Source organism: Chryseolinea lacunae, assembly GCF_016735595.1.
GTDB lineage: Bacteria > Bacteroidota > Bacteroidia > Cytophagales > Cyclobacteriaceae > Chryseolinea > Chryseolinea lacunae.
Genome location: NZ_JAERRB010000003.1, coordinates 237,223 through 250,576 on the forward strand (window position 1 = coordinate 237,223; position 13,354 = coordinate 250,576).

Consider the following 13,354-nt stretch of genomic DNA (forward strand, 5'->3'; position numbering starts at 1 on the left):
ACGCCATCGCCCCAGGCCTTGACCTAGCGCGACACCTTCACCAGGCTCATGTCGGCAATACGCTTTTCGCACAGCTTGATGGCCGCTTCCTGGCTCGACAGCTTTTCTTGCGACGCCAGGTTTAGGATGCTCAAACACGTGTCGTAGATCTTCTCGGTTTGCTCCATCACACGCTGACGGTTGTAGTGGCCCAGGTATTCGTTGTAGACATTGATGAGGCCCCCGGCGTTGATGAGGAAGTCGGGTGCGTAGGCGATGCTGCGGTCCACCAGCATGTAGCCGTGGCGCATTTCGTCTTTCAACTGGTTGTTGGCGGCACCGGCAATGATGCTGCACTTGAGGCGTGCAATGGTGTCGTCGTTCACCGTGGCTCCCAGGGCACAGGGAGCATAGATGTCCATGTCGAGGTCATAAATGTCGTCCTGGCCCACGGCTTTCACACCGTGCTTGCGCACCACATCGGCCACTTTGTCGGCATAGATGTCGGTGATAAAGACCGACGCATTTTCTTTCACCAGATGTTCCACCAGGTGCATGCCCACTTGCCCGATGCCTTGCACACCGATCTTCTTTCCGGCGAGGCTGTCGTTGCCATACACTTTCTTGGCGGTTGCTTTCATGCCCAGGTAAACGCCATAGGCCGTAACGGGCGAAGGATCGCCTCCGCCACCCATCGATTCGGGAAGACCGGTCACGTGTTTTGTTTCCATGGCCACATATTCCATGTCGGCCGTTTTCATGTTCACGTCTTCTGCCGTGATGTATTTTCCATTGAGGCTGTTCACAAATTTTCCGAAGCGACGCAGGAAGGCTTCTGTCTTCATGGTCTTGGCGTCGCCAATGATCACCGCTTTGCCACCGCCCAGGTTCAGTCCGCTGATGGCCGCCTTGAAGGTCATGCCGCGCGACAGGCGCAAAACATCCGTGAGTGCTTCCTGTTCTGAAGCATAGTTCCACATGCGCGTTCCTCCCAGTGCAGGTCCCAGCACCGTGTTGTGAATGGCAATGATGGCTTTGAGGCCGGTGGCCGCATCCTGACAAAACACGACTTGCTCATGACCCAGTTGTGCCAGCGTGCCGAAGATGCCCGCGTGCTGCACTTTTTCAAGTTCTTTAATTTCCATCGGATTTGTTTTACGTTTGATTGTTGTAGTTTTAAATCCCTGTGAAAGGAGCCCCTTTATCTAAAGGAATACGCAAAATTACATCGTTTCAAACGTTTGCGAGAACTATTGGAAGGATATTTCGTTTTACAGATTGCCCACCAAATTTTTTTGAATGAAAGAATTAAAGTACCTCAATAAATACCTGTTAAAATATAAATGGCATCTCCTCCTCGGAACGCTGTTCGTCATCATCTCCAACGTTTTTCAAATCATTCCGGGCATCATCGTGCGTCACTCCATCGATCTGGTGGTCGACAACATTCGTATCTATCAGGCCTTTCAGGGCACGCCTCAGCAACAGGACTATTTTAAAGTGTTTGCCTTTGGCATCCTTATTTATGCAGGACTCATTTTGCTGATGGCATTGCTGCGTGGCCTCTTCCTGTATTTTGTGCGACAAACCCTCATTGTGATGTCGCGCCTCATTGAGTTTGATTTGAAGAATGAAATTTTCGAACACTATCAAACGCTTCCCCTCAGCTTCTATAGACGCAACAACACCGGCGACCTCATGAACCGCATTGCCGAAGATGTGGGCCGTGTGCGCATGTATCTCGGTCCTTCTATTATGTATGGCCTCACACTCTTCACGCTGTTCCTGATTCTCATCCCCATGATGTTTCAGATCAACGCCGAACTCACGTGGTATGCACTCAGCCCCTTGCCGTTTCTTTCCATCAGCATTTTTCTGGTGAACAATAAAGTGGAGAAACGTTCAGAACAAATTCAGAAAAGCCAATCGCGCTTGTCCACGTTTGTGCAGGAAGCGTTCAGTGGCATCCGGGTGCTCAAGTCGTTCAACCGCGAGAAACAGTCGCTCTCCAAGTTTGAACTGGAAACCGACATCTATCGCAAGCAGTCGTTGAAGCTCACCAAAGTGCAATCGCTTTTCTTTCCGCTCATCATGGCCCTCATCGGCATCAGCACCATTCTCACGGTCTATGCCGGCAGCATGCAGGTCATTAAGGGCAACCTCACGTTTGGCAACATTGCGGAGTTCATCATCTACGTGAACCTGCTCACGTGGCCCGTCGCCAGCCTGGGGTGGACCAGCAGCCTGGTGCAGCGTGCCGAAGCATCGCAGAAACGCATCAACGAATTTCTGAAGATCCAAACCAACATTGTTTCCGAACAACACCTGGAGCGCGAGCTGAAAGGAAAAGTGGAATTCAAAAACGTGAGCTTCACCTATCCCGACACGGGCATCAAGGCATTAAAAAATATTTCGTTCACCATCCGGCCCGGCGAGTCGCTGGCCATCATCGGCACCACGGGCTCCGGCAAAAGCACCGTGTCGTCGCTGGTGTCGCGCATGTATGATGTGCGTGAGGGTGAAATTCTGATCGACGACACGCCCATTGCCTACTACGATCTTCACAGCTTAAGAACCCAGATCGGTTATGTGCCGCAGGATGTTTTTTTGTTCAGCGACACCATCTATAACAACATCGGCTTCGGCATCAAAGACCCCGAAGAACACAAAGTGATTCAGGCCGCCAAAGACGCCGATGTCTACGAAAACATTGTGGGCTTTCCCAACGGGTTCAGCACACGCGTGGGCGAACGGGGCATCACGCTCTCGGGCGGCCAAAAGCAGCGCGTGTCTATTGCCCGCGCCATTGTGCGCGAACCCAAAATTCTGATGCTCGACGACGCCCTTTCGGCCGTGGACACAAAAACGGAAAACAACATTCTCAACAGCCTGAAGCGCATCATGCAGGGCCGCACCACCATCATCATTTCACACCGCGTGTCGTCGGCCAAGCTGGCCAACAAAATCGTGGTGCTGGTCGATGGCAATGTGGTGGAAGAAGGAACACACGACGCGCTGCTGGCACGCGACGGCATGTATAAGGATCTGTATGAAAAACAAATGCAGCTCGACGAGGCCGAAGCCAAAGACTGAAAATCTGTCGAAAGAAAATTTCTTTGAAGCTTAGAATATAAGGCGCGCACCCACGGCGCCAAACGGTCGCGGCGTGAACCGGTCGGCGAGTTCCATCATGACGCTCACTTCGCCATACACCATCAGCGGGATGTCTTCGAACGTGTATTCCACACCACCAATGCCCTCGGGACCAAAGTCGATGTCGGTTTTTGTTTTGGAAAGAATTTGAGATGGCACTGTTCGTTCATCGTAGGTGTAGCGCACGCTGGCAAATTTCACCATGGCGCCAAGTCCCCAATACCAACTTGCCTTGCCCTCGTCGATGCCATCGACCTGGAGGTCGTAGTGAAAAAGATAACGCGCCTGCAAATACAGCGCACTCTTCAGGTCGTGCGAGAGATAGTCGACATTGTCGAAGTAGTGATCGAATGATTTTTTATAGTACGACCCACCCCATCCCGGAGGTGCCACGCCTACGCCAAATTCAATAGCCCGGTCGTTGTCGAAATATTTCTTATAGTTCACGGCCAGCGGGTTGCCCAGGCGCACACCCACCGCTTGCTTTTGTTGTGCCCATGCCGCAGTTGTTCCCAAAAGGAATAGAAAAACGCTGAGTCGTTTCATAAAAAAGTAAGAATCAAAAATAAGTGAGTATCAGAAAATATAGCGCAGTCCTACGCCGCCTTCGGCACGACGCCAGCCCGGATCGGCCTGGATGTCGGCAAAGTATTCCAGCTCCATGAACGCGGAGATCGGAATTTTGAAATTGGCGTATTCAATTCCCACGACAGCCTGCGGCCCCATGGTGAAACGCGTGCGTTCGAAGCGACCGAATTTGTCGGGTGAAAAAACGTCGGCTTTATAGGTGTAGTCGTACTGCAATTTGGTGTTCTTCCACTCCCAACCTGCCCCCACATAAACCTGCAGTCCTTGCGACACCATGGAGGCGTCGATGTGATAGAGCAGTTTCACTTCGCCGATGATGTCGGACAGCACTTTGTGGGTATAATAGTCGATGGAGGCGTCGCTGGTGGCGAAGGTGTCGCGGATGACGTATTGATCAAATTTTTCGCGGAAATAGCGGTTGTAGAGGCCGCTGGAGGCTTTTCCGACGTCTATGGCAACAGCCATTTTCTTGTTGAAATAATATTTGTAAGTAACGGCAAAGGGGTCTCCCAGTTTAATGCCTAGCCCCTGGTAAGGATATTTGCTGGTCACAAAAATGGGGCATATCGTTTTGGCTTTTGCGCCTCTGACCTTATTCGCCGGCCCGTAACGTTCGCGGGTATACATGCTTTTGCCGCCATTGTAGATACGTGCCTTCTGTGGGAAGGTCGTAAGCGCGGAAAGGCACAAGCCCAGGACGATGAGAGTTTTTTGAAAGTGCATTAAGGACAAATATAAACGTTTTGTCATTCTCAGCAGGACTTCAAACGTTTATTGCGCCGATGCCTAACTCAAACAAACTCCTTATACTGCATCTTGTGGAGCTGGGCATAAAACCCTTCCTGCACCAACAGGTCTTCGTGACGTCCGATCTCCTTTATTTCGCCGTGGTCGAGCACGATAATCTTGTCGGCCTTCTGGATGGTTGACAGGCGGTGGGCAATCACGATGGACGTGCGGCCGTTCATCATTTTGGCAATGGCCTGCTGTATCATTTCTTCCGTCTCGCTGTCGACCGACGAGGTGGCCTCGTCGAGAATCAGGATCTTGGGATCGTAGACCATGGCACGGATAAACGATATCAGTTGGCGTTGCCCCACACTGAGGGTTGCGCCGCGTTCCATCACATTATAATTAAGTCGCCCCGGCAGGCGATCGATAAACTTTCGCGCGCCCACAAGGTCGGCGGCGTGCCACACCATGTCTTCTGTCACTTCCGGATGCCCCAGTGTGATGTTGTTGAAAATGGTGTCGGAAAAAAGGAACACATCCTGCAACACCACCCCTATGTTTTTTCGCAACGCACCCAGGTCGTAGGCCTTGATGTCGACGCCGTCTATCTGAATGGATCCACGGTTGATTTCATAGAACCGGTTCAGCAGGTTGATGATCGACGACTTGCCGGCGCCGGTAGCCCCCACGATGGCCACGGTTTGGCCCGGGTGGATGTCGAGGGTTATGTCTTTGAGCACATAGTCGGGATCGTTGTAGGCAAACCACACGTGATCGAATTTCACAGCACCTTGCACATGGTCGGGTTTAAGCGCGCCGTTTTCCTGCACGTGTTCTGTGGCATCCAGCAAATTCATGATGCGGCTCGAGCTCACAATGCCCATCTGCAACGTGTTGTAACGGTCGGCAATCATACGAATGGGCCTAAAGAACATTTGAATGTACATGATGAACGCTATGAGCTTCCCAATGGTGAGCCCGGTAGCTTCGTAGTTAACAATGCCTTTCGCACCATACCACACCAGCAACCCGATGCCTGCGGCGGCAATGATTTCGGCCACGGGATAATAGATTGAATAATAGAGCACCGAGCGCAAGTTTGCCTGCTTGTGGTCTTCGTTGATCTCCTTGAATTTTTCGAACTCGCGTTTCTCGCTGCCGAAAATCTGCACGATGTTCATGCCCGTGATGTGTTCCTGCACAAACGTGTTGAGGTTGGCCACCGCGTTGCGCACATCGTTGAACGCTACTTTTATTTTCTCCTTAAACACATAGGTGCTGATAAGCAATAGGGGTATGGTTGACAAGCTGAGCAACGCCAGGCGCCAGTCCTGATAGAACATGAAGCCGAGAATGAACACGATTTGCAACAGATCGCCCACCATGGCCGCCAGTCCTTCGCTAAATACATCGGCCAGCGTTTCTACATCGGAGATGGTGCGCGTCACCAACCGGCCGATCGGGGTCTTGTCGAAAAATGTCAAGCGCAGGCTGATGATGTGTTCGTATAGTTTTGCGCGGATGTCGCGGATCACCTGCTGGCCAAGCCAGCCCGACACGTAGGTGTGAATGTATTGCGCAATAGATTGAAAGATGAGCAGCCCGAACAAAATCCACATCATGTTCACCATGGCACCGTAGTCGCCAAAGGCCACGTCGTGGTCGAGTGTGTATTGAATGAGGAAAGGGCGCGTGGGGGTGAGCACGCCCAGCACAAAGGTGAGCACCACCACCACGGTAAACCGCCACCGGTAGGGCGTCACAAACTTCATCAGGCGCCGAAGCACCGACCAGTCGATGATGTTTCCACTGCTTACTTTTTCTTTCTCCACCGTGTAGTTTCCTCGTTATGCGTTGTGGTCGGAGCCATTGAACAGCCCAGGCCTTAAATTTCTTTCACAAACATCGAAGGCGGATATTTCACCTTCGATAGATACAGGCCGTAGGGAGGCACGTTGGCGCCGGCTTTTTTACGGTCGTGGCTTTGAATGATGGCCTGAAATTCTTTCACCGTGGTTTTTCCCGTTCCCACATCCAGCAGCGTTCCCACCACCGCGCGCACCATGCCCCGCAGAAACCGGTTGGCTGTGATGGTGAACTCCAACCCATCGCCATCGTCGCGCCACGATGCCTTTTTGATGTCGCAAAGAAAGTGATTTACATCCGTTTTCACCTTGCTGAAACACTCAAAATCATGCTCGCCCACTAATAACGCAGCGGCCGTGTTCATGGTTTGAACATCGACGGTCTTAAAATAATGCCACGCGAGCTCGTTGCGAAAGGGATTTTTTTTGCGGGTGATGCGATAGTGATACGTGCGCTCCACGGCGTCGTAGCGCGCACTGGCGTCGTCTTTCACGCGGCGGATCGATTGAATGGCGATGTCGCGCGGCAAAAAGGAGTTCACTTTCTGGATGAGCGATTCCGTTTCGAAAGGCTTTTCGATGTCGCAGTGAAAAAACTGTTGCTCGCAATGCACGCCCGTGTCGGTGCGGCCGCTTCCCACAATTTTGACTTCTGTGCGAAACATCTTCGACAGCGTGTCTTCCACCACCGCCTGGATGCCGGTGGCGTTGGCCTGACTTTGCCAGCCTGCATAATTTTTACCGTTGTAGGAGATCTCGAAGAAGTAGCGCATCTCGGAATATCAGGAAGAGGGATGTGTAATGCTAAAAAAGTTGTGCGTATTGATGATGTGCGATAAATGTCCAGGCCTGTCTAAACGAAACGTCGCCATCAACTCAATATCTCATATACCACGGCGGCGCCTTGCCCCACGCCAATGCACATGGTGGCCAATCCATATTTCACACCGCGCTTGCGCATCTCGTGAAGAAGCGTGCCGCTGATGCGAACACCACTGCACCCCAGCGGATGGCCCAGCGCGATGGCCCCGCCGTTCACATTCACGATGTCGGGATTGAGACCCAGATCTTTGAGACACGCCAGCGACTGCGACGCAAAGGCTTCATTCAATTCTACCAGACCAATGTCGTTAATGGAAAGGCCCGCGCGCTTCAGCGCTTTTTGTGTGGCGGGCACCGGGCCTACGCCCATATAGGCCGGATCGACACCGGCCACGGCCATCGACACAACCCTCGCCATAGGCGATAGCTTATAGTGTTTCACCGCGGCTTCGCTCGCCACAAGGCACGCGGCGGCGCCGTCGTTGATGCCCGAAGAGTTTCCGGCGGTGACGGTGCCGTTCTCCTTAAAGGCAGGCTTCAGAGTGGACAGCTTTTGCAGGGTTGTGCCCCGGGGATGCTCGTCTTTTTCAAACAAGGTGAACTCGTCTTTGCCGTGCGGAATGCTGATGCCCACCAACTCTTCGCGAAACCTTCCAGCTTCATGGGCCGCGATGTATTTTGTTTGGGATTGAAAGGCAAACTCGTCCTGTGCCTCGCGGCTTACCTTCCAGGTGGACGCTACGTTCTCTGCCGTCTCGCCCATGGAATAAGGATAGTAGAGCGACGACAATTGAGCATTGATGAAGCGCCAGCCCAGCGTGGTGTCGAAGAGTTGGGGGTTGCGCGCGAAAGGTTCGTGGGCTTTGGCCATCACATAGGGCGCGCGGCTCATGCTTTCCACACCGCCGGCAATGTATAGGTCGCCATCGCCGTGCATCACAGCGCGGCTGGCGTCCATGATGGCTTGCAGACCCGAGGCGCACAAACGGTTCACGGTGACGCCACCAACTTCCACGGGCAGGCCCGCCAACAGCAGGGCCATGCGGGCCACGTTGCGATTGTCTTCGCCCGCCTGATTGGCCGCGCCAAAGATCACGTCTTCGATGCGCTTCGGGTCAACGGCTTCGTTGCGCTCCAGCAGCTTGCGGATTACGTGTGCCGCCAGATCGTCGGGCCGCACAGACGCGAGCGATCCCCCATACTTGCCGATGGGCGTGCGAAGGATGTCGATGATGAAGGCCGTGTTCATGGTGGACGTGCTGGAAAAATTCGAAAGCTTTACACGATGAATTTTATTTACTTTGCCGGCAAGTTAAAGCAACGCACCTATGTGGCAAAGAATTCAAACTGTATTTCTGGTAATCGCAATCATCGCCCTGTTGGGCAGCGTGGTGTTCCCCATCTGGTTTCTGGAACAAAACGGAGAGCAACACGTGCTCACCGCCTTCTATTATAAAGTGGGCGACAACTATCAATATAATCCCTATTCGCTCACCGCCATCCTTGCCGTTGCCTCGGCCACCGTGGCCCTCATCGAGATCACAAAATATAAAAACCGCCTCACCCAAATGAAGCTTGGCGCCCTCAACTCGTTGTTTATGGCCATGACCATTGGGTTTGCGGTTTACTTCGCCATTCAAATGATCAATTCGCTGCAAGCGGGTGGTCAGTATGGGCTGGGCCTGTGGCTTCCGGGCATCGCCGTGATCTGCAACCTGGCTGCCAACTTCTTTATCCGCAAAGACGAGCGCCTGGTGCGCGACTCCAACCGGCTTCGCTAAGCTCTGACATCCTGTCACACCCGGTGTGCTGGAACAAAGTTTGCCATCCCTGTCATTCACAGGGATTTTTTATTATTTCCCGTCATTGTTATCCTTAACCAGAAAAAACTGAACATATGGCAGCCGTAACAGAAGAAAAAGGTACCATCTCGATTCACACCGAGAACATTTTCCCCATCATCAAAAAGTTTCTCTACTCCGACCATGAGATCTTCCTCCGCGAGCTGGTGAGCAACGCTGTTGACGCCACGCAAAAGCTGAAGAAGCTTGCCGCACTGGGCGAATTTAATGGCGAGCTGGGCGACCTCACCATCGAGGTGAGCTTCGACAAAGACAAGAAGACCATCACCGTGAGCGACAAAGGCCTTGGCATGACCGGTGAAGAGATCAAAAAATACATCAACCAGATCGCCTTCTCGGGTGCTGCCGAGTTTGTGGAAAAATTCAAAGACAAAACCGACGCCAAAGACATCATCGGCAAGTTTGGTCTGGGTTTCTATTCCGCCTTCATGGTGGCCGACAACGTGGAGATCATTTCGCGTTCGTTTAAATCGGCCGAAGACGAAGCGGCCCGCTGGATTTGCGACGGCTCAACAGAGTTTCAACTCTCCGCCGCCACCAAAGCCGAACGCGGCACCGACATCATCCTGCACGTGAATGCAGACTCCGAAGAGTTTCTGGACGAGTGGAAACTGAAAGGTATACTCGACAAATATTGCAAGTTTCTTCCCGTCGAAATCAAGTTCGGCACCAAATCCGAAAACGAGGAAGACGGTGTGGACGAAGCCGGCAAACCCAAATACAAAACCGTTACCACCGATCGCATCATCAACAACCCTTCGCCCCTGTGGGTGAAGTCGCCCAGCGATCTGAAAGACGAAGACTATCTCGCATTCTACAAAGAACTTTATCCCTTCTCGGAAGATCCGTTGTTCTGGATCCACCTCAACGTGGACTACCCGTTCAACCTCACCGGCGTGCTTTACTTCCCCAAGGTGAAGAACGACTTCGAGATGCAGAAAAATAAAATCCAGCTCTACTCACGCCAGGTGTTCATCACCGACGAGGTGAAAGACGTGGTGCCCGATTTCCTCATGATGTTGCACGGCGTGCTCGACTCGCCCGACATTCCGCTGAACGTTTCGCGCAGCTACCTGCAAAGCGACGCCAACGTGAAAAAGATCAGCGCCCACATCACAAAGAAAGTGGCCGACAAACTGTCGGAGCTCTACAAGAAAGATCGCGCCGACTTCGAGAAGAAGTGGGACGACATCAACATCTTCGTGAAATACGGCATCATCAGCGACGAAAAATTCTATGACCGCGCCAAGGACTTCACGTTGTTGAAAAACGTGGACAAACAATATTTCACGTTCGACGAGTACAAAGAAAAAGTGAGCGCGACCCAAACCGACAAGGACGGCAACGTGATCTACGTCTACGCTTCCGATGCGGGCAAGCAAGACAGCTTTATCCAGGCGGCCAAAGCCAAGGCCTACGATGTGCTGTTGCTCGACGGCGTGCTCGACAACCATTTCATCAACACCCTGGAACAAAAACTGGAAAAGGTGCAGGTGAAACGTGTTGACAGCGAAACGGCCGACAAACTTATCGACAAAGACGAAAAACTGGAGAGCGTGCTGAGCGACACCGAGCAGGAGACCGTGAAAGGTGTGTTCGAAAAAGCCATTAACAGCAAAGCCATGACCGTGGCCGTTGAGTCACTTTCACCGCAGGATCTGCCGGTGGTCATCACCATGAGCGAATTTATGCGCCGCATGAAAGACATGGCGAAGTTGGGCGGCGGCGGTGGCTATGCCTTCATGGGCAACATGCCCGACAACTATAACGTGTCGGTGAACGCCAACCACCCCATCATCCAGAAAATTCTGAAGGCCGAAACCGACGACCAGAAAGCACGCCTGGCCAAACAAGCCTACGACCTGGCCCTGCTATCGCAAAACATGCTGACGGGCGCGGACCTTACCAACTTTATCCGCCGCAGCGTGGATATGGTTTCGTAAGAAACTTGTCGACCAAAACGATCATTCAAACCCCCGGAGTTTCAGAAAGCCCGGGGGTTTATTATTTTTACAATATCACAAACGCCCGACCGTTAAATTCCCTATGAAATTGCTTCGGAAAATATCGTTCCTCGCCATGCTCGTGCTGCCCGCGCTGTCGTGGGCGCAACAGCAGCCCGAAGAGCAACCGGAACAGCGCTTCACCATCGACACGCCCGCCAGCCTCGATTTCACGAAAGAGGAAGAACCCGTGAACACGGGCAAGAAAAAGAAACCCAAGAAAAAAGTTTTCTACGGAGTGAAAACCAAGAAGGGATTCACCCGCAAAGGCGTTGACGACAAAGTGACCTATGAGCTCTTCTTTTACCTGAAGAAACCCGAGAAACCGCAGACGTTCGTGCGCGACATCTATTGGTATGACTATACCCGCCGCGAGATCAGACGCACCACCACCTTTGATCCCGAAAAGGGTGTGTTGCTGCACGGCCCCTACGAAAAACGTCAGGGCGATGTGGTGCTGGAGAAAGGCATCTTCTACAAAGGCACCAAGCACGGCCGCTGGATGAAATATCATCGCGACAGCGTGCTCTATGACAAAGAGAAATTTTATCGCGGCTGGCCACGCGAATCGACGGTGACGTATTACGATCCGCACGAGCGCAAGCACATGAAAGAAATGACGCCCATCGAGTTTGGCGAGAAAGAAGGCTACTACTATTTCTTCCACGAGAACGGGCAGCTTGCCGTGCAGGGCGAATATCAGTGGGACGAAAAAGTGGGCGACTGGACCGAATACTACGCCAACGGGAAACGCAAAAAAATTGTGGCCTATCCCAAAGAGCCGTTCGACGAAAAGATGCAACCCTATGTGAAAGCCGAATGGAACGACAAGGGCAAAGAAATTTACCGCAACAACAAAATGGCGAAGTGACCCTTCGCCATTTTCTTTTCCCCGCTGCTGTCCTTCAAAATTTTACGCACCCGGCCCGCGCAGCTGAATCTTTTTTGCCAATTTGCGACCACCAGTTTCTTTAACCTTTCCCGCCATGCCCATTCCCGACAGGACCACGATCGAAGCCGCCCACGAACGCATCAAGCCCTACATCCACCACACCCCGGTGATGACCTCGGCAGGGGTTGATGAAGCCGCGGGGTGTCACATTTTTTTCAAGTGCGAAAATTTTCAGAAGATCGGAGCCTTCAAGGCACGGGGCGCCATGAACGCCGTGTTGTCGTTGTCTGATGCCGAGCGCGCCAAAGGTGTGGGCACGCACTCGTCGGGCAACCACGCGCAGGCCCTGGCACGGGCGGCGAAAATTATGGGAACAAAGTCCTACATCGTTATGCCCCGCACGGCGCCGGAAGTGAAGAAGCGCGGTGTGCGCGGTTTTGACGGTGAAATTTTTGAATGCGAGCCCACACTCGCAGCGCGCGAATCGACACTGGCCGAGGTGGTGAAAAAAACCGGCGCCGCCGAAATTCATCCCTTCAACAACTATGAAGTGATTGCCGGCCAGGCCACCGCCGCCAAAGAACTGTTCGAAGAAGTGAACGACATCGATGTGATCATCGCGCCCGTAGGCGGTGGCGGACTGTTGAGTGGAACGGCTCTGGCCACAAAATATTTTTCGCCAAAAACAACCGTGATCGCGGCCGAACCCGAAGGCGCCGACGACGCGTTCCGCTCCATGCAAAGCGGCAAGATCGAACCCTCCCAATCTAACTCCATCGCCGACGGCCTGCTCACTTCGCTGGGCGACAAAACATTTCCCATCATTCGCGAGAACGTGAAGGAAGTGATCACCGTGTCGGACGCCGAAATTGTTTCGGCCATGCGCCTGGTTTGGGAGCGTATGAAAATTGTGGTGGAGCCGTCGTGTGTGGTGCCACTGGCGGCCGTGCTGAAATCGAAAGCAAAATTTGCAGGCAAACGCGTCGGCATCATTCTCTCCGGTGGCAATGTGGATCTGGAACGGGCGCTGAAGCTCATGACCGAATGAAACTCGACACGCACCCTTTCGAACGCTACCATCATCCGTTGTTGCCGCAGCAAAAGTTTTTGATGCGGCAGGCACGCTATGGGTTGTTCACCGTAGTGCTCATTGTGGCCTCGCTTCTCGTTGGCGTGTTGGGCTATCATTTTTTTAACGAGTTGTCGTGGATTGATTCGCTCGTGAACGCTTCCATGATCCTCACGGGCATGGGACCCGTGGACCCGCTAAAAAACGATGGCGCAAAATGGTTTGCGTCGTTCTATGCCATCTTCAGCGGCGTGGCCTTCCTCAGCATCGTGGCCATTTTTTTGTCGCCGCTCGTGCACCGTTTTCTTCACAAGTTTCATCTCGACGATGGCAAAAAATAGAAAAACCATCGCCTTTCGACGATGGTCTTTCACACCTGTAAACTAAAA

The 13,354-nt window shown here is 52.7% G+C and carries 12 protein-coding genes; 6 read left to right on the forward strand and 6 right to left on the reverse strand.

The genetic code is table 11. The features are described 5' to 3' along the window. Positions 1-23: 23 nt before the first annotated feature. Positions 24-1,124, reverse strand: coding sequence for a Glu/Leu/Phe/Val family dehydrogenase (locus JI741_RS10145; protein ID WP_202008956.1), 1,101 nt, complete (start codon positions 1,122-1,124; stop codon positions 24-26). Positions 1,125-1,278: 154 nt separating this feature from the next. Here JI741_RS10145 and JI741_RS10150 point away from each other — a divergent pair, with 154 nt between their 5' ends. Then, positions 1,279-3,072, forward strand: coding sequence for an ABC transporter ATP-binding protein (locus JI741_RS10150; protein ID WP_202008957.1), 1,794 nt, complete (start codon positions 1,279-1,281; stop codon positions 3,070-3,072). Between the two features lie 30 nt (positions 3,073-3,102). Here the strand turns inward: JI741_RS10150 and JI741_RS10155 are convergent, their stop codons facing one another. The 5 genes from JI741_RS10155 to JI741_RS10175 form a co-directional block, all read right to left on the reverse strand. Next, positions 3,103-3,678, reverse strand: coding sequence for a hypothetical protein (locus JI741_RS10155; protein ID WP_202008958.1), 576 nt, complete (start codon positions 3,676-3,678; stop codon positions 3,103-3,105). A gap of 30 nt (positions 3,679-3,708) precedes the next feature. Continuing rightward, complete coding sequence (locus JI741_RS10160; RefSeq protein ID WP_202008959.1) at positions 3,709-4,272, reverse strand: hypothetical protein; 564 nt, start codon at positions 4,270-4,272, stop codon at positions 3,709-3,711. Between the two features lie 239 nt (positions 4,273-4,511). Beyond that, on the reverse strand, positions 4,512-6,284 hold the full coding sequence (locus JI741_RS10165; RefSeq protein WP_202008960.1) for an ABC transporter ATP-binding protein: 1,773 nt from the start codon (positions 6,282-6,284) through the stop codon (positions 4,512-4,514). Between the two features lie 53 nt (positions 6,285-6,337). Further along, a complete protein-coding gene (truA, locus tag JI741_RS10170; protein WP_202008961.1) occupies positions 6,338-7,090 on the reverse strand; it encodes a tRNA pseudouridine(38-40) synthase TruA in 753 nt (250 codons plus the stop codon). Positions 7,091-7,188: 98 nt separating this feature from the next. Further along, the gene (locus JI741_RS10175; RefSeq protein ID WP_202008962.1) at positions 7,189-8,388 is read right to left on the reverse strand and encodes a thiolase family protein; all 1,200 of its coding nucleotides are present in this window, start codon (positions 8,386-8,388) and stop codon (positions 7,189-7,191) included. A 79-nt stretch (positions 8,389-8,467) separates the two neighbouring features. Between JI741_RS10175 and JI741_RS10180 the strand changes: the two genes are divergently transcribed. The 5 genes from JI741_RS10180 to JI741_RS10200 all read left to right on the forward strand — a co-directional run bounded on the left by JI741_RS10180 (position 8,468) and on the right by JI741_RS10200 (position 13,306). Continuing rightward, a complete protein-coding gene (locus JI741_RS10180) occupies positions 8,468-8,920 on the forward strand; it encodes a DUF4293 domain-containing protein (RefSeq protein ID WP_202008963.1) in 453 nt (150 codons plus the stop codon). Between the two features lie 116 nt (positions 8,921-9,036). After that, positions 9,037-10,944 (forward strand): molecular chaperone HtpG, encoded by a 1,908-nt coding sequence (gene htpG, locus JI741_RS10185; RefSeq protein ID WP_202008964.1) that lies wholly within the window; start codon positions 9,037-9,039, stop codon positions 10,942-10,944. Positions 10,945-11,047: 103 nt separating this feature from the next. Continuing rightward, positions 11,048-11,875, forward strand: coding sequence for a toxin-antitoxin system YwqK family antitoxin (locus JI741_RS10190; RefSeq protein ID WP_236675987.1), 828 nt, complete (start codon positions 11,048-11,050; stop codon positions 11,873-11,875). Between the two features lie 115 nt (positions 11,876-11,990). Next, complete coding sequence (locus JI741_RS10195; protein ID WP_202008965.1) at positions 11,991-12,944, forward strand: pyridoxal-phosphate dependent enzyme; 954 nt, start codon at positions 11,991-11,993, stop codon at positions 12,942-12,944. Next, entirely contained in the window at positions 12,941-13,306 is a 366-nt protein-coding gene (locus tag JI741_RS10200) for a hypothetical protein (protein ID WP_202008966.1), read from the forward strand. The genes JI741_RS10195 and JI741_RS10200 overlap by 4 nt, the downstream gene beginning before the upstream one ends. Positions 13,307-13,354 lie beyond the last annotated feature (48 nt).